The organism is Streptomyces sp. NPDC090032 (assembly GCF_044748025.1).
Classification (GTDB): Bacteria; Actinomycetota; Actinomycetes; order Streptomycetales; family Streptomycetaceae; genus Streptomyces.
On the sequence record NZ_JBIVFF010000008.1, the window covers coordinates 1 to 20423 of the forward strand.

Here is a 20423-nt window from a genome sequence, read left to right on the forward strand (position 1 = left end):
TCGCGGTCAACAAGGACGCCGAAGCCCCCATCTTCGACCTCGTCGACTACGGCGTCGTCGGCGACCTCTTCGACGTCGTCCCCCAGCTCACCGAGAACGTCACCACCCGCAAGGGCTGACAACAGCGAAAGCCGGGGGCCCGGGACCGATATCGGTCCCGGGCCCCCGGCTTTTGTACATATGGCTCAGCCGGCGCGGCGGACCCGCGCGGCCTTGCGGGCGTCGGCGAGCTGGCGGGCCTCGGACGTGCGGCGCGAGTCACCGCCGGCGCGGCCCGGGCGCGAGCCCATGCCGCGGAACGGGGCTCCGCCGCGCTTGGGCCGCTCGGCGGCCGGCGCGGGGCCGGCGATCGGGACGCCGGAGGGCGCCTGAGCGCCGGTGATACGGCTCAACTCGGCCTCGCCGGAACGGACTTGGGTGATCTGCGGCCGGATCCCGGCGTCGCGCATCAGCCGGCTCATGTCGCGGCGCTGGTTGGGCAGGACCAGGGTGACGACGCTGCCGGACTCACCGGCACGGGCCGTACGGCCGCCGCGGTGCAGGTAGTCCTTGTGGTCGCTCGGCGGGTCGACGTTGACCACGAGGTCGAGGTTGTCGACGTGGATGCCGCGCGCCGCGACGTTCGTGGCGACGAGCGCCGTGACCGTACCGGCCTTGAACTGGGCCAGGGTGCGGGTGCGCTGCGGCTGGGACTTCCCGCCGTGCAGGGCGGCGGCCCGCACGCCGCTGCCGAGCAGGTGCTTGGTGAACTGGTCGACGGCGTGCTTGGTGTCCAGGAACATGATGACCCGCCCGTCGCGGGCCGCGATCTCGGTCGCGGCGGCGAACTTGTCGGCACCGTGCACATGCAGCTCGTGGTGTTCCATCGTGGTGACGGCGCCCGCCGACGGGTCGACGGAGTGGACGACCGGGTCGTTCAGATAGCGGCGTACCAGCAGGTCGACGTTGCGGTCGAGGGTGGCCGAGAACAGCATCCGCTGGCCCTCGGGGTGCACCAGGTCGAGCAGCTCGGTGACCTGCGGCATGAAGCCCATGTCCGCCATCTGGTCGGCCTCGTCCAGGACGGTGATCTTCACCCGGTCCAGGCGGCAGTCCTTGCGCTCGATGAGGTCCTTGAGTCGTCCGGGCGTCGCCACGACGACCTCGGCACCACCGCGCAGGGCGCTGGCCTGACGGCCGATGGACATTCCGCCGACGACAGTGGCGATCCGCAGCCTCAGCGACCGCGCGTACGGGGTGAGCGCCTCGGTGACCTGCTGGGCGAGCTCTCGCGTGGGGACGAGGATCAGGCCGTAAGGCTGCTTGGCCTCGGCGCGCTGACCTGCGAGGCGCGCGAGGAGCGCGAGCCCGAAGGCGAGGGTCTTGCCGGAGCCGGTGCGGCCGCGGCCGAGGACGTCCCGGCCCGCGAGCGAGTTCGGCAGGGTCGCCGCCTGGATCGGGAACGGCACGGTCACACCGAGGCCGGTGAGCGTCTTGAGGAGCTCGGCCGGCAGGTCGAGTTCACCGAAGGTCTCGACGGCGGGGAGGGCGGGCGTGACGGTGACGGGCAGGGCGAACTCGCCCTGCGGCGCGGAGGGCCTGCGCCCGTAGCCGCCGGAGCTCTTGCCGCCGGTGCGTCCCTGGCCCTGGCCCTGGGGTCGAAAACGGGCGCCCCGGTCACCGCCGGCGGAGCCCCTGCGGGGGTTGGAGTAACGGTCGTTCGTGCGAGCTGAACGGTTCATGGAGAACCTTCCTCGATATGGCACGTATCGAGGAATTCCCGGCATACGAGTGCCGGACGAATTGCAAGAACGAGCCGAATAACAGACTGAAAATCAACCGGCGCGCCGGTGCGGAGAATCGCGGCGCCTGACTCGGAATACTGGGATTCCGCTGCGGCAGGCCGCTCTCGGACGGGCCGGATCAATGGAGGTGCGGGGGTCTACGCGCCCCGCCGGGGTGGTGTGCCACCCGGTGGACGTGCCTACCCGGGCTGGATACCCCGCAAACAGCAACAAGCTGGTGCCCGTACCACTGGGGTACGGGCACCAGCTGCGCTCAACGCTTCAGCGTCAGGCGGGAACGATGTTCTCCGCCTGCGGGCCCTTCTGGCCCTGCGTGACATCGAAGTTCACCTTCTGGCCTTCCTGAAGCTCACGGAAGCCCTGGGTGGCGATGTTCGAGTAGTGGGCGAAGACGTCGGGGCCGCCACCCTCCTGCTCGATGAAGCCGAAGCCCTTTTCCGAGTTGAACCACTTCACGGTGCCAGTAGCCATATGCAAATTCTCCTTCGGGGCAGTGCCCGAGGCCCACACTGTGCGGACCCCGGCGTCGCCGCAATGATCGCCCCGCCCGGAAAAATGCATCCGGAAATAGAAAAGCGCCCGGCAACGTGAAGTTACCTAAGGCACTTGAAGTATCTATGGGAACCACAACTGCAACTGAGATCAAGACTAGCACGAGACGGCCTTCGGAGCACGGGGAGCCAGAATATTTGGCGCGTCGCCGTGAACCTTCACCCCAGATTGCTCAAAACGCGGGGCCCCCGGCGCCCGGTATTCACTTCAGCGAAGACCGGTCGGGCCCGCAAAAGCGCCTGCCCTTGCCTCCCCCTGCCCCTGAGATCCGCCCCTCAGCTCCGCCCCGACATCGTCCGGCGCCGCTCCCCCGTGTCGCCGTTGTGGTGGATCGGTGCTCGCGAAGCCGTCAGGGGCGCGCCCGTGCCGCCCTGTCTCGACGCGATGATCTCCGCGGCGATGGACAGGGCCGTCTCCTCGGGGGTGCGGGCGCCCAGGTCCAGGCCGATCGGTGAGTGCAGGCGCGACAGCTCCTCGCCTGTCAGGCCGACTGCGCGCAGGCGGCGGTCGCGGTCCTCGTGGGTGCGGCGTGAGCCCATCGCCCCCACGAAGGCGACGGGCAGCCGCAGCGCGATCTCCAGGAGCGGGATGTCGAACTTCACGTCATGGGTGAGCACGCACAGGACCGTGCGTTCGTCGGTCGTGGTGCTCCGCAGGTAGCGGTCCGGCCAGTCGACCACGACGTCGTCCGCCTCGGGGAAGCGGGCCCGCGTGGCGAAGACGGGGCGGGCGTCGCACAGCGTCACGTGGTAGCCGAGGAACTTGCCCGCACGGACCAGCGCCGCCGCGAAGTCGACGGCGCCGAAGACGATCATCCGGGGCGGCGGCACGCTCGACTCGACAAAGAGGGTCAGGTCGGCGTCGCAGTGGGAGCCGTCGGCCGAGAGGTCGAACGTGCTGGTGCGGCCCGCCGCGAGCAGGGCCTGCGCCTCGGCCGCCACGGTCCGCTCAAGGCCGGAGCCTCCGTCGAGCCCTCCCTCGTACGAGCCGTCCGCCCTGACGAGCATCGCCCCACCCCGCAGTTCGGCCGGCCCCCGGGCCACCCGGGCGAGCGCGGCCGTCTCGCCCCGGGCGGCGGCCGCGAGCGCCGCCGCGAACACGGGCCTGTCCGGCGCGTCGGCGCGCACCGGCGTGACGAGGACGTCGATGACCCCGCCGCAGGTGAGACCGACGGCGAAGGCGTCCTCGTCGCTGTAGCCGAACCGCTCGATGACGGACCCGCCGTCCTGGAGCACCTGGACGCACAGTTCGTAGACCGCCGCCTCGACGCAGCCGCCGGAGACCGAGCCGATGACCGTGCCCTCGCTGTCGACGGCGAGGGCGGCGCCGGGCGGGCGGGGTGCGCTGCCGCCCACCGAGACGACGGTGGCGACGGCGAAGTCCCGGCCCTGCCCGGCCCACCGGTTCAGCTCGTCGGCGATGTCAAGCATCGCCGTCACCTTCGGCGGGGGCTCCGGCCGACAGGACGCGGTCGGGCCGGATCGGCAGGTGCCGGTGGCGGACGCCGGTCGCGTGCCAGACCGCGTTGGCCACGGCGGCCGCCGCGCCCACGATGCCGATCTCGCCGACGCCCTTGATCCCGACGGGGTCGTCCACGTCCGGGTCGTCGACCCAGTCCGCCTCGATCAGGGGTACGTCGGCGTTGGCGGCGAAGTGGTAGCCCGCGAGGTCGGCCCCGACATGGCCGCCCGTGGCCTGGTCCCTGACCGCCTCTTCGTGCAGTGCCATGGACAGTCCCCAGATCATCCCGCCGATGAACTGGCTGCGCGCGGTCAGCGGGTTGACGATCTTGCCGGCCGCGAAGACGCCCAGCATGCGCCGTACGCGCACCTCGCCGGTGCTGACGTCGACGGCGACCTCGGCGAACTGGGCGCCGAAGGAGTGCCGTTCCTTCTGTGTCAGCCGGGCGACGGCCTCCGTGGTGTCCGAGCGGGCCGTGATCCCTTCGGCCGGGATGTCGCCACCCAGGGCCAGTTGCTCGCGCAGGGCGCCCGCCGCCGTGGTGACGGCCCACGCCCAGGAGCGGGTGCCCATCGAGCCGCCGGCGACCCACGCTGGGCCGAAGTCGCTGTCCGCGATCCGCACCCGTACCCGCTCCGGGGGCACCTCCATGGCGTCCGCCGCGATCAGGGTGAGCGCGGTGCGGGCGCCGGTGCCGACGTCGGCAGCGGTGATCCGGACGGTGTAGGTGCCGTCGGCCTCGGCGGTCACGGCCGCCGTGGACGGGGCGACGCCCGAGGGGTACGTGGCGGCAGCAGTGCCCGTACCGAGCAGCCAGCGACCCTCGCGGCGCCGGCCGGGACGCGGGTCGCGCCCGGCCCAGCCGAACCTGCGGGCGCCCTCGTCGAAGCAGGCGATCACGTTGCGGCTGCTGAACGGGAGGCGGGACACGGGTCCCACAGCGGGTTCGTTGCGCACGCGCAGCGCGATCGGGTCGACGCCGCACTTCTCGGCGAGTTCGTCGAGCGCGGACTCCACGGCGAACGAGCCGGGAGCCTCGCCGGGCGCACGCATCCACGTCGGGGTCGGCACATCGAGCGGCACGACGCGGTGGACGGTGCGGTGCGCGTCGGCCTCGTACATGATGCGCCCGTACGCGGCGCTCAGCTCGACGAATTCCTTGACGGTCGACGTCAGGCAGTCCGCCTGGTGGTCGAAGGCGCGCAGCCTTCCGTCGGGGTCGGCGCCGAGCCGCACGCGCTGGGCGGTGGGGCTGCGGTAGCCGGTGACCGTGAACATTTGACGGCGCGTCAGTACGACACGCACCGGGCGGTCGAGAGTCGTGGCGGCCATCGCGGCGGCCACGTGGTGCGGGCGGACGCCCTTGGAGCCGAAGGCGCCGCCGACGTGCTCGGACCGCACCCGCACCGAGGCCGCGTCGAGCGAGAAGAGCTTGGCGAGCTCGTCGGCCACCCACATGCTTCCCTGGTTCGAGTCGACGACTTCGAGACGGCCGCCGTCCCAGCGCGCGGTCGCCGCGTGCGGCTCCATGGAGCTGTGGTGTTCCTCCGGGGTGGTGTACTCCTCGTCCACCACGAAGGCGGAGGCGGCGAGTCCGGCTTCGACGTCTCCCTTCTCCGCCACCATGTCGGGCGAGTTCTCAGGCGTGTACATACCGGGGCGGCCGGCCGAGAACGCGACGTCGTGCGGCTCCTCCTCGTACCGCACGACCAGCGCCTCCGCGGCCTCCCTGGCCTGTTCCGACGTCTCGGCGACGACGAGGGCCACGGGCCAGCCGACGTACGGCACACGGTCGTGCTGGAAGACCTGGAGGGCGGGATCGGGCGGGCCGAGCATGCTCATGTACTCGCCGTCGACGCGCGGGGCGTTCCCGTGGTGCAGCACGGCGAGTACGCCGGGCATGGCGAGGACGGCCTCGGACTCCACGGCGAGGACGCGCCCTCGGGCGACCGTCGACAACGCCAGCCATCCGTGGGCGAGATCGGCGAAGGGGATGTCTCCCGCGTAGCGCGCGGCTCCGGTGACCTTGTCGTACCCCTCCACGCGGACGTGGGCGGCGCCGACGGCGCCCGTCACCGCCGCGGTGCGGGTGGTCGTGGTCATCGCACGGCCTCCTCGGCGAGTTCGCTCAGCACGGCCACGACGAGATTGCGCATCAGCGTCACCTTGTATCCATTGTGGGGCAGCGTCTCGGCGGCCGCGAGCTCGGCGTCCGCGGCGGCGGCGAAGGCCTCGGCGGTCGCCGGGCCGCCGGTCAGGACGCGTTCGGCCTCGTGTGCGCGCCAGGGCCGGGACGCGACCGCCCCGAAGGCGAGGCGCACTTCCTGGACGGTTTCGTCCCTGACGTCGAGCGCGGCGGCGACGGATCCGATCGCGAACGCGTAGGACGCGCGCTCGCGGACCTTGCGGTAGCGGGAGCGGGCGGCGACCGGCGCCGGGGGCAGGGTGACGGCGGTGATCAGCGCGCCGGGCGGCAGCGCGGTCTCCAGGTGCGGGGTCTCGCCCACGGGCAGATAGAACTCCGCGAGCGGCAGCTCGCCCGGGCCGTCGACCGTTTCGTACGAGACGACGGCGTCGAGCGCGGCGAGCGCCACTGCCATGTCCGAGGGGTGGACGGCGACGCAGTGGGCGGAGGCGCCGAGGATCGCCGCGTTGTGGTGCTCCCCTTCGATCGCGGGGCAACCGCTGCCGGGGACACGCTTGTTGCAGGGTTTGGCCAGGTCGGTGAAGTAGCCGCAGCGGGTGCGCTGGAGCAGATTGCCGCCGACGGTGGCCATGTTGCGCAGCTGGCCCGAGGCGCCGGCGAGGACCGCCTGCGCCAGCATCGGGTAGCGGCGCCGCACTTCGGGATGGGCGGCGAGGTCGCTGTTGGTGGCCGTCGCTCCGATACGCAGGCCGCCGTCGGGCGTCAACTCGATGCCGTCGAGCGGCAGTTCCCGTACGTCGACGAGCCGGGCGGGCCTCTCCACGCCGGTCTTCATCAGGTCCACGAGGTTGGTGCCGCCGCCCAGATAGCGCGCGTCGGGGTCGGCGTCGAGCAGGCCGACCGCGGCGGGTACGTCGAAGACGCGCTCGTAACCGAATTCCCTCATGCGACTGCCTCCGTTCCGGCGGCGCGGGCGACGGCGTTGACGATCGACACATAGGCACCGCACCGGCACAGATTGCCGCTCATCCGCTCCCGGATCTCGTCGGCGCTCAGCGGTGGAACCCCCGCCTCCGGCCGTACGTCGGCGGTCACGGCGCTCGGCCAGCCCGCCGCGTGCTCCTCGATGACCGCGAGGGCCGAACAGATCTGGCCAGGGGTGCAGTATCCGCACTGGTACCCGTCGAGGTCGAGGAAGGCCTGCTGCACCGGATGCAGTCCGTCGGCGCCGGCCACGCCCTCGATGGTGGTGATCTCACGCCCCTCTGCGGCCACCGCGAGCTGCAGGCAGGAGACGGCGCGGCGGCCGTCGAGCAGCACCGTGCAGGCACCGCACTGGCCCTGGTCGCAGCCCTTCTTGGTGCCCGGCAGATCGAGCCGCTCGCGCAGGGCGTCGAGGAGGGTGGTGCGGTGATCGACGGGCAGCGTGTACTTCTCACCATTGATGTTCAGCGTGATGACGCTGGACGTCGATGGGGCCATGATCAGCCTTCTTTCGCTCATGGGGTGCGAGGGGCTGTACGTAGCGCAAGGTCTGTACGGAGAGGGAGGATTTTGGGCGTATCGCGCGCCCGTCGGCCGAAAAGCCACTTGCACCGGCCACCGGCCCTCCGCTCGAGCCGAGTCTGCCGCTATGGTGAACCTAAGCGGACAAGTGTCCACTACGTCCGAACCTAACGGACACCTGTCCGCTTAGCAAGGGTGGACCGGTTCGTGTTTCTCGGAAGGGGGACGGGTGCAGCCGAAGAAGGACGCACCGCTGCGCTCGGACGCGCAACGCAATCGCGACCGAATCCTGGAAGTGGCGCTGACCGAGCTGACGCGGTCGGCCGACGCGCCGCTGAGCGCGATCGCGAAGAAGGCGTGCGTCGGCCAGGGCACGTTCTACCGCAACTTCCCCAACCGTGAGTCCCTCGTGCTCGAGGTCTACCGCTACGAGATGCAGCAGGTCGCCGACACCGCGTCCCACCTGCTCACCACCCGCGCACCCGACGAGGCCCTGCGCGCGTGGATGGACCGCCTCGCCCAGTACGCCATGGCGAAGGCAGGGCTGGCCGACGCGCTGCGTCAGGCCACCACACGCGGCAGTCTGGCCGCCCTCGGCCACGGCCCGGTGACGTCGGCCATGTCGCTCCTGCTCAAGGCGAACGAGGAGGCGGGCATGATCCGCCCCGGGGTGACACCGGACGACTTCGCCCTCGCCATCGCCGGGCTCTGGCAGATAGACCCGCACGGCGACTGGCAGTCGCGCGCCGGCCGGCTGCTCGACCTCGTCATGGACGGCCTGCGCGCCGGAGCGCCGGGGACCGCGTGAGGCGGGCGAGTCACGCGCGCCCGCAGGCCCAGGCTGACCGGGACAGAACCGGGGATCGGGATCGGTCAGGGTGATGGAGGCCGTGGCCGTGGAGGTCTGGGCGGCCCGTCGTCCAGTGCGTCCGGCCTCGCTACGGGTGGCCAGACCGGCCGGTGCGAGGGAGGCAGCGACAACAGGGCCTGGCCGACGGACCGTTGGGCGGGGAGCAGATCGACGCTGCCCGTCTGGGTGAGCAGTTCGGTCAGCCGCCGCCCGGCCCCCGCCAGGAGGAGCCTGCCGCCTCGGCGGTCCAGCAGCCACCGCATGGCCAGCAGGCAGTAGAGACCGCGCGAGTCGCAGAAGGAGAGCGCGGTGACGTCGAGGACGAGGTACGGGTGGCCCGCGTCGACGCAGGCGCCGAGCGTGCTCAGGAACAGTTCCTCACCGCTCTGGTCGAGTTCGCCGCTGACCCGCAGCACCGCGCAGCCGTCGCAGCTCGCCAGCTCGGTGATCATCAAACGGTGGCTCTGCGTGGACATCGCACCTCCATCCGGCCGACGTACGAAGGCCCTTGGCGTCGAGCCTCGCACACACCGGCGCCGGTTCCCGAACCGGACGAGTGACCCGGGCCGGCAGGATCAGGCCGTAGCGGGCCCCGATTCACGGCCGGTGCGGACGCCGGGCGACCGTTGCGGTGCGGGTCTCCTACGATGCCCCCGATCGCGCGTGCCGTCACGGGTCCGGCAGGGAGCAGCGTGGGCGCGCACCCCGCCGGCGCCTGGCCGACGGGGTGCGCGACGCGCCGACGCGGGTTTCTTCAGCTCTTGCCGAGCATCTTGTTCATCTGCTCGATCTCGGCGGTCTGCGCGGTCACGACGTCGGCGGCGAGTTGCGTCGCGGGGCCGTACTTGCCGTCGGACTTCTCGGTCCTGCCCATCGTGACGGCGCCCTCGTGGTGCTTGACCATCATCGCGAGGAACTTCTTGTCGAAGTCGCCGCCGGACGCCTTCTTGAGCTCGTCCATGTCACCGGCGCTCATCATGCCGGGCATGGACGAGGACATGTCGTGGTCCATGTCGGGCATGGGCGAGGACATGTCGTGGTCCATGCCCGACGTGTCGGCGGGGACCTTCTCACCCCATGCGGTGAGCCAGCCTGACATCTTCTCGATCTCGGGGTCCTGGGCCCCCTTGATCTTGGCGGCGAGGCCCTTCACGTCCTTCGACGCGGCGCGACCCTCGGCCAGTTCGGCCATCTCCACGGCCTGCCGGTGGTGCTGGATCATCTCCTTGGCGAAGGAGATGTCGGCGCTGTTGTGAGCGTCTGTGGTGTCGTGTTCGTCTGCGCTGTTGTGGCCGTCGGCCTGGGTCGACGCGGCCGGACGTGAACCGGACTCCTTCGCACCCATGTCGTGCCCCCCGGCCGGCTTGTCGCTGCCGCATGCGGCGAGGGCCAGGGCAGCCGCCCCTGCGGTGGCGGCGACGGCGGTACGCCGGACGAACGTGCGGTATGCGGTCATTCCGTGTGTGGTCAGGCGGTGTGCGGTCATGCGGAACTCCTGGTGCTGATCTTCGGTGAAGGGCTCGCGCGAGCGCGGCGCCGCCCCTTGGGGCGTACGGCACCGCGCGGGCCGTTCTAGATCCGCAGGAGTTGGAGTTCGGAGAGTGACGGCGGGGCACGGCCGCCGTCGGGGCCGTTGCCGGCCGAGGAAGTGCGGGCCTCGGGGCCGGCGGGGCAGGCGATCACGTCGGGGAGCAGCGCGGGGTCGACTGCCGGGGGTCCGGCGACGGACGCGGAGGCGCACACCGCGTCGGCGTGTGCCATGTGCCCGCCGCAGCCATCCTCTCCGTGCTCGCACGCGTCGGCAGCGGAAGCCTTGACGCCTCGCTGTCCGGGCCCGGCATGGCTGTCCGAGTCGGCGGGGCCGGCGGCACCCATCGCGGACGCGGCGGTGGGATGCATCGCACCATGCCCGTCCGCCGGTACGGGTCCCAGGCCGTGCATGCCGACCAGGCCAAGGAGCACGGCGCCGACGAGCAGCCCGAGGAGCCGCAGCGTCAACTGCGGTCGCGCGGGCGGTCCGAGGCGGGTGGTCACCGCTGCATCGTAGACAGAGCGGATCGGCGTGCGCGCTCCAGGGCCGCTTCGGATCAGCCGTTCGTGGCCCGCCCCGGGTTCACCCGGAATCCGAAAGGGGTCACCCGGAACGGGAACGGCCGGAGGTCAGGGACAGCTTCGTCCCGGACCTCCGGCCGCATTCGCGCCGGGAGCGTCAGGCAGCGGCGGGGGTGGCCTGCTCGCTCAGGCGGCCCACGACCTCGGCAAGGGCGGTCGCGACCTCGGTGTCGTCGGCGGGGTGGGTCTCGGCGAAGCGCGTCAGGGAGCCGGGGATGGACAGCTTCACGTCGTCGAGCACCGCGGCACCGGCGATCCCCGCGGCCTTGCGCGCGTCGTCCTGCGCCCACACGCCGCCGTACTGGCCGAACGCGGTACCGACGACGGCGACCGGCTTGCCGGAGATGGCGCCGGCGCCGTACGGGCGGGACAGCCAGTCGATGGCGTTCTTCAGGACGGCCGGCATGGTGCCGTTGTACTCGGGCGAGAAGAGGAGGAAGGCGTCGGTCTGACCGGCGGCCTCACGCAGCCGCTGGGCCCCGGCGGGGACGCTTCCCTCGACGTCGATGTCCTCGTTGTAGAACGGCACGTCGGCGAGGCCGTCGAAGAGCTGGATGTCGACGCCGGCGGGCGCGTGCTTGGCCGCGGCCTCGGCGAGCTGACGGTTGTGGGAACCGGCGCGGAGGCTTCCGACGAGGGCGAGAACGCGAACAGACATGGCAGAACTCCAGATAAGTGAGTATGGATCTCGTGCGGGTCCAACCGGACCGAAGTCCGTTTAAATTTGTACCACCGATCCGGACCGCGGTCCACTTTCCTGTTCCCGGCGCTACTCTGAAGCCATGACCGGCCCGATCCCCCCTCCCGTAACGACGTCCAGCGCCTCATGCGGACCGACCGACCTCACCCTGACACCGGCGGACGACCGGCCCGCGCTGCGGGCGGACGCGGCCCGAAACCGCACGCGCCTGCTGGAAGCCGCATTGCAGCTGCTGACCGAGTGCGGGGCGGCGAACCTGACCATGGAGGCCGTGGCATCCGCGGCCGGAGTGGGCAAGGGCACGGTCTTCCGGCGGTTCGGCGACCGCACCGGGTTGCTCATCGCCCTTCTCGACCACCAGGAGCAGCAGCTTCAGGCGGCGTTCCTGTCGGGCCCGCCGCCCCTGGGCCCGGACGCGCCCGCCCTGGAGCGCCTGCACGCCTTCGGACCGGCCCTCATCCGCCACGAGCGGGACCATCACGGGCTGATCCTCGCCGCCCGCACGGACCCCGTGCGCAATTACGCGGTCCCGGCGAACCGCCTGCGCCACACGCACGTCATGCTGCTGCTGCGCCAGGCGGGCGTGCGGGGCGACACCGATCTGCTCGCGCACACGCTGCTGGCCGCCGCGGACACGGCACTCGTCCACCACCTGACCGGGGAGCGGGGCATGCCGCTCGACCGCGTGGAGGCGGGATGGCACGACCTGGTCGACCGACTCGCGCACACGCCCTGACCGGCTCGCGTAAATGGCCTGAACGGATTGCGCGCACACCCTGACCGGCTGACGCGAACGCCCTGCGGGTGACCGGCGCGAACGCCCTACGGGTGACCGGTCACTCGGCCGTCTCCGGCCCGTCCGGGCCCCAGTAGTCGGGCCCCGCGCCGTGCCAGTCGATCAGTTCCGGGTCGTCGACGGTCGTGTCCGCCTCGGGAAGGCCCGCGGCCCGCAGGAATTCCAGGACGTCGAGCAGGTTGTTGGCGGTCCCCACGTCCTTGCCGCGAATCGTCACCCGCCGGCCGCCGTCAGGCAGGGGCGGATGCACGGTCACGGGCGCACCTTCGGCCATACCTCCAGAATGGTCCAGTCACCCCGAAAACGCACCCCCACTCGCACTCACACTCGAACGCTCCGGCCCTCAGGCCCTTCAGTCGTGGCCGGGATCACAGGGGGCGCGGCTGACCTACGGAATGCCATGAGGTCCAGAACGGTTGGCACACGCGGATTCCATGCTTGTGCACATACCGACTGGTACTTAAGAGGAGCACTCCGTGACTGATGCCGCGTCGCCCGTTTCCCGCGCTGCCGAGATCCTGTCCCGCCCCGTCGCGCTGAACGGCCTGAAAGTCCCGAACCGCATCGCGATGGCGCCCATGACGCGCATGTTCTCGCCGAACGGCATCCCGGGCGAGGACGTCAGGTCGTACTACTCCCGCCGCGCCGCCGCGGGCGTAGGCCTGATCGTCACCGAGGGAACGTACGTCGGCCACGCGTCGGCCGGGGAGAGCGACCGGGTGCCGCGCTTCCACGGCGAGGAGCAGCTGGCCGGGTGGGCGAAGGTCGCCGAGGACGTGCACGCGGCGGGCGGCACGATCGTGCCGCAGCTGTGGCACATCGGCATGGTGCGCCAGCAGGGCAAGCCGCCCTTCGCCGAGGCTCCGGCCGTCGGCCCGTCCGGCCTCCGCATGGACGGCACCGAGGGCACGGGCAAGGCGATGACGCAGGCTGACCTGGACGATGTCATCGGCGCGTTCGCGCAGGCCGCCGAGGACGCCGAGCGCATCGGCTTCGACGGCGTCGAGGTGCACGGCGCCCACGGTTACCTGCTCGACCAGTTCCTCTGGGCGGGGACCAACCGCCGTACCGACGCCTACGGTGGCGACGCCGTGGCCCGTACGAAGTTCGCCGCCGAGATCGTCGCCGCGATCCGTGGATCCGTCTCCCCCGAGTTCCCGGTGATCTTCCGCTACTCGCAGTGGAAGCAGGAGGCCTACGACGCGCGGCTCGCCGAGACCCCGCAGGAGCTGGCGGCGATCCTCGCCCCGCTCGCCGAGGCCGGCGTCGACGCCTTCCACGCCTCCACCCGCCGCTACTGGAGCCCGGAGTTCGACGGCTCCGACCTGAACCTGGCGGGCTGGACCAAGAAGCTCACCGGCAAGCCCACCATCACGGTCGGCTCCGTGGGCCTCGACGGCGACTTCATCCGTGCCTTCGCGGGCGAGGGCTCCGCGGTCAAGGGAATCGACGACCTCCTCGACCGCCTGGAGCGCGACGAGTTCGACATGGTCGCCATCGGCCGGGCCCTGCTCCAGGACCCCGACTGGGCGGCGAAGGTCCTGGCGGGCCGCTTCGAGGACCTGAAGCCGTACGACGCGGCAGCGGCGCTCAAGACCCTGAGCTAGTGCCGCATCAGGCAACGTTCGCCCCGTTGTGAGGTGACGCGCCGTCCGGGTTCTGTCCTGGGCGGCGCGCGGTGTTCTGGCTGGGCGGATGGCAGAACGAGTACCCGTCCGTGAGATCGATGACGACGAAGGCCGGCGACTACCACGGATCATTCGTCGTGGCACGGGGTCGGTGGTGACCCGGTGGTGACCTGGCGGCGGGCCCCGATGGTGCTGCTGTCCGCACAGGACATGGCAGGGGCGAAGATCGCCGAGGTGTCGTTCACCAGGATCACGCCGACCACAAGGGGCAGGGCAGCATGATCCGCCGCTACCTCATCCGGCGAAACCGCCACGCCGACGACCGGCGCCTGCGCGCCGTCGTCGACAGGCCGACGCTGCCTGATCCGCGCTACACGCCAGTGGTGCCGTCGATGCGTTCCCGCACCAGATCGGCGTGGCCGTTGTGGCGGGCGTACTCCTCGATCATGTGGACGTAGATCCAGCGCAGGCTGACGTCCTGCTCCATGAAGCGACCGGTGTCGGCCAGCGCATGATCGACGCAGAGCTCGCGAGCGCGGGCGATCTCCGCGTGCCAGGTGGCGAGGGCGTCGCCCAAGGTGGTGCCCGAAGCCAGCTCGAAGCCGCCGTCCACACCGTCCGGGTCGGCCTGCGGGTCGAAGATGGGCGGAGCCTGTTCTCCGGCGAACACTCGGCGGAACCAGTTCCGCTCCACCTCCGCCATGTGCTGGACGAGGCCGGTCAACGTGAAGCGGGACGGCGGCACGGACGCGACGGCAGCCTGCTCATCGTCCAGACCCTCACACTTCATGGCCAGTGTGGTGCGGTGGAAGTCGAGCCAGCTTTCGAGCGTGGTGCGCTCGTCGGCGTTCAGGGGCGGCACAGGGCGTTCGACGGGGTTCATCGGTCGATTATCGCCAGCGGCGTGAGACGAGCCCTCTTCAGGCCCTTTCCCCCTTTGTGCTAGAAGCCGGGACCCGCGGTTCGCCGTGAATCCCGGGCTCTGGCTCCGGCTGTGGCGGGTGAGGCGACTGTGGCGGGTGGGGCCGCTCACCGGCATCGAGGGCCAGGACGCGAGGCTGCTCGAATCGGGCTCACCGGGACCGCGTCGACGGGGCCGCGCTCGTCTCGCGTACGCGTAGTTCCATCGGGATCAGGCGGGGTTCCGTGTCGCCGGAGGCCGTCATCAGGGCCTCCAGGGTCTCGGCGGCCTGGCGGCCCAGTTCGTCCCGGGCCATCGAGACCGTGGTGAGCCGGCGCGAGCCGGGCAGGTCGTCGAGGGGAGAGATGTCGTCGCAGCCGATGACCGCCATGTCGTCGGGCACGCGCACGCCCGACTCCTCCAGCGCGCTCGCCGCGCCTCGCGCCACGAGGTCGTTGTACGCGACGACCGCGGTGACGTCCAGGTCGCGGACGGCGGTCGCCGCGTCGTAGCCGTGCCGGGCCGTGTGGCCGCAGGGGATCACGGTGACCTCGACGCCGAACGCCGCGGCGGCGTCGAAGGCGCGGATGCGTTCCGCGTTCGCCCAGGATGCCTCGGGCCCGCTCAGATAGGCGACGCGGCGGTGTCCGAGCTGGCTGAGGTGTCCGCAGACCAGGGTCATTCCGCCGTAGAAGTCGGCGGAGACCGAAGGGATGTTCAGCCCGGGAACGATGCGGTTGACCAGGACGACGTGGTGGCCGCGCAAGGCCAGGTCGACCAGGGCGGTGCGCTCCATGCGCGGGGAGCACAGGAGCACTCCGTCGCAGCACCCCATGAGGTCCTCCGCGAGTTCGTGCTCGCTCGCCGCGTCCTCGTCCGACTCCATCACCATCACCCGCCGCCCGTGCGAACGGGCCACCGCGGAAACGGACTTGAGGACATCGGGGAAGTACGGGTTGGCCAGGTCGGGCACGAGGACGCCGATGGCACCGGCCTCGCCGCGGGCCAGGCCCTGCGCCGCGGCGTTGGGCCGGTAGCCGAGTTCGGCCACCGCGTCGTGCACTCGGCGGACGAGTTCGGGGTCGACGCGGGCCGTGCCGTTGAGCACCCGGGAGACGGTGGAGGTGGACACTCCGGCCGCCGTACCGACATCCGTGATCGTCACGCGCCGCGACCGGGCGCCCTTCCGCCCGGCGGCCGGGCCTGCCGAGCTCTGCGTTCCGGTTTTTTCGGACCGCTCCCGCGTCATGCGGCGCGCCCCCGCGGACGCGCCGGAGCCGTCCTTCGCGTCCGGAACCTGTGAAGTAACCAAAGCCAGCTCCCCGTTGCCCATCCTCTTTCGCCAGCCTAGTTCGTCGTGCCGTCGGCCGATGTGCCACTCCCCGCTTCGAGCAGGAGTCCTCGCAGGTGGGCGACGTCCCGGCGGACCGCGGCGAACGGATCGTCGGTCGCGTAGTGGACGTGCAGGGAGAGCGGCCCTGCGTAGCCGAGCGCCCCGAGCCCGGACAGGATCGTGCGCCAGGGCACGACGCCTCCGTCGGCGAGCGGCTGCCAGACGCAGGCCCAGTCGCCGGACCGCGCCTCCTGCTCCCACACCGCGTTCTTCACGCCCACGCAGCCGGCCCGGCCCGGACCGCCGATCACGTCCAAGGTGAGGCGCCAGTGCTCGCTGCCCTCCTTGGCCTGGTTGCCGGGGTCGGGGTGGACGTGGATGCCGTCGAGGCCTGCCAGGAGCCGTGCCGCGTGCGCCGCCGACGGGTGCAATGTCCCGTGGTGCAGGGCGAGTACGAGCCGGACGCCATGGCGTGCGGCGAGTTCGGCGAGGCCCGCGAGGCCCCGGCGGGCCCGGTCGACGGCCGCGGCGTGGTCGATCCGGGCGTCGTAGCGGTAGAAGCCGAGGCGCAGCAGGGTGGCCCCCGCCTCGGCGCAGTGCCCGATGACGCGCTCCGCCTCGCCGTCCGCCACGGTCAGGTCCGTGCTGACCATGCCGAGGTCGAGTCCGTTGCCCCGCAGGGCCCGAGCCGTCTCGGCGATGCGCTCCACCGTGCCCGGCGTGACGGTCTGCCCGTCCCTGATCAGCAGATCCGCGCCGTCGGCACCGGCCTGCGCCAGCCGGTCTGCCAGCCGGCGCGGCGGCAGATCCCCGAACGGCTTCGTGAGAACCAGAACCCTCACCACACACCCCTTCCTTCTCGTGAAAGCGTTCCCTGAACTTACCTCCTCTTCGACCTCCAGCTTCTTGATCCATGAAAAGTGCCAGGTCATTGGTCATGCACATCAACGGCTACACAGGATCGGCAATTTTGAATCTGTGAAAACGCTTGCTCACCTTGGTGATGCGCCCTAACGTCATCCGCGCTTCGGTCCCGAGGACCGTCAGGACCTCAGGACCTCAGGACCTCAGGACCTCAGGACCTCAGGACCTCAGGACCTCAGGACCTCAGGACCTCAAGGCCGTCAGGGCTGTCAGGGCCGCCAAGGCCGCCGTCTCGACAGAGCAGGAGCCGACCGATGGGCAAAGGGACAGGAATCAGAGCGCGGGTATCCAGGGCGGGCGGCAGGTCGGCCCTTGCCTGCGCGTTGGTGGTGCCGCTGCTCGCGGCGTGCGGCGGGGGCTCGGGAAGCTCGGGCACCACGCTGAAGATCTGGGACTACTCGGCGGAGCAGACGGACTTCCACAAGAAGGTCGCCGAGGAGTTCCACCGGCAGCACCCCGGCATCACCGTGCAGTGGCAGTCGATCGCGCAGGACGAGTACAAGCGGACGCTCCCCCTGGCTTTCCAGAGCCACCAGGGGCCGGACATCTTCTACTGGAGCGACAACGGCCCGCTGGCGATGTCCCAGCTGATGGGCCAGAAGTGGATCCAGCCGCTGAACGGCGGCGCCGCGCTGCCCGCCACCTTCACGAAGCGCTGGCCCAAGGGGTCGTTCACCGAGGGCGTCAACCAACTCGGCGGCAAGACCTACGGGTTCCCCTTGTCGGAGAGCACCTACTGGGGCCCCGGCTACATGTTCCTCAACAAGAAGGTCTTCAAGGACGCGGGCCTCGACACCACGAACCCGCCCAAGACCTGGTCCGACCTGAAGAGCGCCTGCGCCCGCATCAAGGAGAGGACGAAGGCGTACTGCATCGCGTCGCCCACCAAGGACGTCGACCTCCAGCGCGTCTTCTACGCCCTCGCCGCGGGTGAGTACACGACCAACGACCTGTTCTTCGACTACAGGAAGGGCACGTTCTCGCTGTCCGAACCGCAGGCGCAGAAGGTGTTCTCGTTCATCCAGGAGCTCAAGAAGGACGGCTATCTGGCTCCCGGCAACAACGACAAGAACTTCTCCCGGCAGCAGTTCGCCGCCGGCCAGGCCGGGATCATGATGGACGGCACCTGGCTGCCGTCCGTACTCAAGACCCTCGGCCTGGACTCCTCCGGATACACGGTGGCCGCGCATCCGGTCCCCGACTCGGGCAGCAAGGGTTCCCTGTGGAGCCAGCCCGACGGCAACAAATACTGGGTGAGCGCGGACAGCAAGCAGTCCAAGGCCGCCTGGACGTTCCTGAACTGGATGACGCAGCCGGACGGATACTTCGCCAGGCAGTACCTGGCGGGCGGCTTCGGAACGCTGGCGTTCGCGGACAACAAGCGCTACATCAAGGACCCGGCGATCCAGCAGATCATGCGCATCGCCGATGAGCCCGCCTTCCGCGTGAAGCTGCCGCTGCCCGTCGCCAAGTGCCCCGACCTGGTCAGGTCCACGGCGTATGTGAAGGCGATCGGCCAGCGGCCCACCTGGGAGTACGAGGCGATGTCCGGGGCGCTGAACTCCGGCAAGTCCCTGGGACCCGAGGCCGAACGGATCGTCGGCCAGCGGCAGAAGACCCTCACCTCCGAGCTGAAGAAGGAGGCGGCCAAGGGCCTGAAGGTCTCCATGGACTGCTTCACGTTCCCCGACTGGTCGTACACCTCCGACTACCGACCGGCCGAGTAGCAGCTCAGGCCCCGCTCCCGTCACACGGACTTCGTCAGACGAACTTCGTCAGACGGACTTCGGCAGACGACCTTCGGACAGGACCGCAAAGGACCTCACATGGCTCTCGCCCCCACCCCCACCAGTTCGCGTCCACCCGACACAGCCCCCACCGCCGTCCGCCTGCGCAGCCGGGCGGGCCGGCGCCGGCCCGCGCCGCCGCCGGACGGGAACCGTGAACGCGCCGAAGGACGCGACCGGCTGTGGGTGGCGGCCTTCCTCCTGCCGTTCCTCGTCCTGTATCTGGGGTTCACGCTGTGGCCGCTGATCGCGACGGTCTTCTACTCGTTCTTCGACTGGTCCGGCACCGGGCCGCTGAACAACTTCGTCGGCGGCGGCAACTACAGCCGCGTACTCGGCGACCCGCTGTTCTGGCAGGCCGTCGTCAACACCCTGCTGTTCGCCGTCGGCACGACATTGATCAAACTGCCGCTCTCGCTGTTCGCCGCCCTGGTGATGACGCGCAAGTGGCTACGGGCGAAGAAGGCGCTGCGGACCGTCTTCTTCGCGCCGCTGATCATCCCGGTGGCCATGGCGGGCCTCGTCTTCACCTATCTGCTCAACCCGTCCAACGGCGCACTCAACTCCGCGCTGCACGGCCTCGGTCTGACCGACGGTACGACCGATGTCTTCGCCAACCGCTGGACGGCGATGCTGGCGCTGATCCTCATCTCGGTCTGGCAGGTGTTCGGCCAGTACATGATCTATTGGATGGCCGCGCTGCAGAACGTGCCCGACGAGCTGTACGAGGCAGCGGCCCTCGACGGTGCCGGTGAGTGGCAGAAGCTGACCCGGATCACCCTGCCGCTGATCCGCCCGGTCGCCGTCGTCATCGTGATGCTCGCCCTGGTCAACGCGATGCACGTGTTCGGGCTCGTCGTCACGCTGACCGGCGGCGGCCCCGGCACGAGCACGTACGTCGTCTCGTACTTCATCTACAAGCAGGCGTTCGGCTCGATGCCCTTCGCCTACGGATACGCCTCGGCCGCGGCCCTGCTGTTCTCCGTCATGGCGTTCCTCCTCGTCACCGGTCAGGGCCTGTTCGTGCGGCGCGCGCAGAAGCTGCGGAAGGAGTACGGAGTCTGATGCCTCGTCCCGAACTCCGCATACCCAGAGCGGCGGCACGCGCAAAGAGGCTGTCGCGGCCCGCACGGGCCAACCTCGTCGCGCTGCCGCTGCTCATCGTGATCGGCCTCATCTGGGTCTATCCGTTCCTGTGGATCGTCACGGGTGCGTTCAAGACGCAGAACGGTCTGTTCACCGGCGGCGCCAGTCTGATGCCCGATCAGTGGAACTTCGACAACTTCCGGCGCGCGTGGGTGGACGCCGGATTCTCGAAGTTCTTCCTCAACACCGTCGTCTACGCGGTCGTGTCCACGCTCGTCGAACTCTTCAAGTCGGCGTTGTGCGGCTACATTCTGGCCCGCTACGAATTCCCCGGCCGGAAGGCCCTGCACCGGCTGATCGTCGCCACTCTTTTCGTGCCGGTGGCCTCCATCATCATTCCGCAGTTCGTCCTCGTGGACAGTCTCGGTCTGCTGAACACCCGGGCCGGCGTGATCCTGGCGATGTCCGGTGCGGCGGGCGCGCTGTACGTGCTGCTGTTCATCGGGTTCTTCGCGGGCGTGCCGAGCGATCTGTTCGACGCGGCGAAGCTGGACGGCGCCGGTTTCCTGCGCACGTTCCGGCTCGTCCTGCCGCTCGCGAAACCCGTCATCGCAGTGGTCGTCATCTTCCAGTTCATCAGCAACTGGAATGAATTCAACATCCCGTTGGTGTTCACCCTCGGCCAGCCGGATCTGCAGAATCTCGCGGTCGGCATGCTGTCTTTCAAGGGCGAGCATTCCGTGGACTGGACCGGATTCGCCGCCGGAATGACGCTGTCCGTCATTCCCATGCTCGTTGTCTTCATCTCCTTCCAGAGCTACTTCGTGCGCGGCCTGGCCGGCGCCACCAAGGAGTGA

General features: G+C 70.3%; 20 protein-coding genes and 2 pseudogenes. 8 read left to right on the forward strand and 14 right to left on the reverse strand.

Features of this window, described 5'->3' with window-relative positions:
* A pseudogene (locus ACIPWY_RS20930) lies at positions 1 to 119 on the forward strand (electron transfer flavoprotein subunit alpha/FixB family protein); the annotation flags it as partial.
* A 66-nt stretch (positions 120 to 185) separates the two neighbouring features.
* Here the strand turns inward: ACIPWY_RS20930 and ACIPWY_RS20935 are convergent.
* The 6 genes from ACIPWY_RS20935 to ACIPWY_RS20960 all read right to left on the reverse strand — a co-directional run bounded on the left by ACIPWY_RS20935 (position 186) and on the right by ACIPWY_RS20960 (position 7425).
* Complete coding sequence (locus ACIPWY_RS20935) at positions 186 to 1721, reverse strand: DEAD/DEAH box helicase (RefSeq protein WP_401534360.1); 1536 nt, start codon at positions 1719 to 1721, stop codon at positions 186 to 188.
* Positions 1722 to 2051: 330 nt separating this feature from the next.
* Positions 2052 to 2255, reverse strand: a complete 204-nt coding sequence (locus ACIPWY_RS20940; protein WP_100598391.1) for a cold-shock protein — start codon at positions 2253 to 2255, stop codon at positions 2052 to 2054.
* Positions 2256 to 2611: 356 nt separating this feature from the next.
* The gene (locus ACIPWY_RS20945; protein WP_362910833.1) at positions 2612 to 3766 is read right to left on the reverse strand and encodes an XdhC family protein; all 1155 of its coding nucleotides are present in this window, start codon (positions 3764 to 3766) and stop codon (positions 2612 to 2614) included.
* Positions 3759 to 5900: a xanthine dehydrogenase family protein molybdopterin-binding subunit gene (locus ACIPWY_RS20950; RefSeq protein ID WP_393706135.1), complete on the reverse strand. Its 2142-nt coding sequence runs from the start codon at positions 5898 to 5900 to the stop codon at positions 3759 to 3761. The genes ACIPWY_RS20945 and ACIPWY_RS20950 overlap by 8 nt, the downstream gene beginning before the upstream one ends.
* Entirely contained in the window at positions 5897 to 6889 is a 993-nt protein-coding gene (locus tag ACIPWY_RS20955) for a xanthine dehydrogenase family protein subunit M (protein ID WP_362910830.1), read from the reverse strand. Before ACIPWY_RS20955 ends, ACIPWY_RS20950 begins: the two co-directional genes overlap by 4 nt.
* The gene (locus ACIPWY_RS20960; protein WP_362910827.1) at positions 6886 to 7425 is read right to left on the reverse strand and encodes a 2Fe-2S iron-sulfur cluster-binding protein; all 540 of its coding nucleotides are present in this window, start codon (positions 7423 to 7425) and stop codon (positions 6886 to 6888) included. Before ACIPWY_RS20960 ends, ACIPWY_RS20955 begins: the two co-directional genes overlap by 4 nt.
* A gap of 253 nt (positions 7426 to 7678) precedes the next feature.
* On the opposite strand from ACIPWY_RS20960, the gene ACIPWY_RS20965 reads away from it, so the two are divergent.
* Positions 7679 to 8257 carry a TetR/AcrR family transcriptional regulator gene (locus ACIPWY_RS20965; RefSeq protein WP_362910825.1) on the forward strand — a complete coding sequence of 193 codons (579 nt, stop codon included), beginning with the start codon at positions 7679 to 7681 and terminating at the stop codon, positions 8255 to 8257.
* A gap of 65 nt (positions 8258 to 8322) precedes the next feature.
* Here ACIPWY_RS20965 and ACIPWY_RS20970 read toward each other — a convergent pair whose 3' ends face one another.
* The 4 genes from ACIPWY_RS20970 to ACIPWY_RS20985 all read right to left on the reverse strand — a co-directional run bounded on the left by ACIPWY_RS20970 (position 8323) and on the right by ACIPWY_RS20985 (position 11069).
* The gene (locus tag ACIPWY_RS20970; RefSeq protein ID WP_362910823.1) at positions 8323 to 8775 is read right to left on the reverse strand and encodes an STAS domain-containing protein; all 453 of its coding nucleotides are present in this window, start codon (positions 8773 to 8775) and stop codon (positions 8323 to 8325) included.
* A gap of 278 nt (positions 8776 to 9053) precedes the next feature.
* Positions 9054 to 9755, reverse strand: coding sequence for a DUF305 domain-containing protein (locus ACIPWY_RS20975; RefSeq protein ID WP_362910837.1), 702 nt, complete (start codon positions 9753 to 9755; stop codon positions 9054 to 9056).
* Between the two features lie 116 nt (positions 9756 to 9871).
* Positions 9872 to 10333: a DUF6153 family protein gene (locus ACIPWY_RS20980; protein WP_401534365.1), complete on the reverse strand. Its 462-nt coding sequence runs from the start codon at positions 10331 to 10333 to the stop codon at positions 9872 to 9874.
* A gap of 175 nt (positions 10334 to 10508) precedes the next feature.
* Positions 10509 to 11069, reverse strand: a complete 561-nt coding sequence (locus ACIPWY_RS20985) for an NAD(P)H-dependent oxidoreductase (protein ID WP_362910819.1) — start codon at positions 11067 to 11069, stop codon at positions 10509 to 10511.
* A gap of 124 nt (positions 11070 to 11193) precedes the next feature.
* On the opposite strand from ACIPWY_RS20985, the gene ACIPWY_RS20990 reads away from it, so the two are divergent.
* Positions 11194 to 11847: a TetR/AcrR family transcriptional regulator gene (locus ACIPWY_RS20990; protein ID WP_362910816.1), complete on the forward strand. Its 654-nt coding sequence runs from the start codon at positions 11194 to 11196 to the stop codon at positions 11845 to 11847.
* A gap of 100 nt (positions 11848 to 11947) precedes the next feature.
* Here the strand turns inward: ACIPWY_RS20990 and ACIPWY_RS20995 are convergent, their stop codons facing one another.
* On the reverse strand, positions 11948 to 12163 hold the full coding sequence (locus tag ACIPWY_RS20995) for a hypothetical protein (RefSeq protein WP_383891421.1): 216 nt from the start codon (positions 12161 to 12163) through the stop codon (positions 11948 to 11950).
* Positions 12164 to 12383: 220 nt separating this feature from the next.
* On the opposite strand from ACIPWY_RS20995, the gene ACIPWY_RS21000 reads away from it, so the two are divergent.
* Both ACIPWY_RS21000 and ACIPWY_RS21005 read left to right on the forward strand, forming a co-directional pair.
* Positions 12384 to 13514, forward strand: a complete 1131-nt coding sequence (locus ACIPWY_RS21000; protein ID WP_393706133.1) for an NADH:flavin oxidoreductase — start codon at positions 12384 to 12386, stop codon at positions 13512 to 13514.
* Positions 13515 to 13602: 88 nt separating this feature from the next.
* Positions 13603 to 13781 (forward strand): annotated as a pseudogene (locus tag ACIPWY_RS21005) (IS630 family transposase); the annotation flags it as partial.
* A gap of 124 nt (positions 13782 to 13905) precedes the next feature.
* Here ACIPWY_RS21005 and ACIPWY_RS21010 read toward each other — a convergent pair.
* The 3 genes from ACIPWY_RS21010 to ACIPWY_RS21020 all read right to left on the reverse strand — a co-directional run bounded on the left by ACIPWY_RS21010 (position 13906) and on the right by ACIPWY_RS21020 (position 16611).
* Positions 13906 to 14418 carry a DinB family protein gene (locus tag ACIPWY_RS21010; RefSeq protein ID WP_393706132.1) on the reverse strand — a complete coding sequence of 171 codons (513 nt, stop codon included), beginning with the start codon at positions 14416 to 14418 and terminating at the stop codon, positions 13906 to 13908.
* 190 nt (positions 14419 to 14608) lie between these two features.
* Complete coding sequence (locus tag ACIPWY_RS21015) at positions 14609 to 15601, reverse strand: LacI family DNA-binding transcriptional regulator (RefSeq protein ID WP_393706131.1); 993 nt, start codon at positions 15599 to 15601, stop codon at positions 14609 to 14611.
* 182 nt (positions 15602 to 15783) lie between these two features.
* On the reverse strand, positions 15784 to 16611 hold the full coding sequence (locus tag ACIPWY_RS21020) for a sugar phosphate isomerase/epimerase family protein (RefSeq protein WP_393706130.1): 828 nt from the start codon (positions 16609 to 16611) through the stop codon (positions 15784 to 15786).
* 336 nt (positions 16612 to 16947) lie between these two features.
* On the opposite strand from ACIPWY_RS21020, the gene ACIPWY_RS21025 reads away from it, so the two are divergent.
* The 3 genes from ACIPWY_RS21025 to ACIPWY_RS21035 all read left to right on the forward strand — a co-directional run bounded on the left by ACIPWY_RS21025 (position 16948) and on the right by ACIPWY_RS21035 (position 20423).
* Positions 16948 to 18420, forward strand: coding sequence for an ABC transporter substrate-binding protein (locus ACIPWY_RS21025; protein ID WP_393706129.1), 1473 nt, complete (start codon positions 16948 to 16950; stop codon positions 18418 to 18420).
* A 99-nt stretch (positions 18421 to 18519) separates the two neighbouring features.
* Positions 18520 to 19545, forward strand: a complete 1026-nt coding sequence (locus ACIPWY_RS21030; RefSeq protein WP_393706128.1) for a carbohydrate ABC transporter permease — start codon at positions 18520 to 18522, stop codon at positions 19543 to 19545.
* On the forward strand, positions 19545 to 20423 hold the full coding sequence (locus ACIPWY_RS21035) for a carbohydrate ABC transporter permease (RefSeq protein ID WP_393706127.1): 879 nt from the start codon (positions 19545 to 19547) through the stop codon (positions 20421 to 20423). The genes ACIPWY_RS21030 and ACIPWY_RS21035 overlap by 1 nt, the downstream gene beginning before the upstream one ends.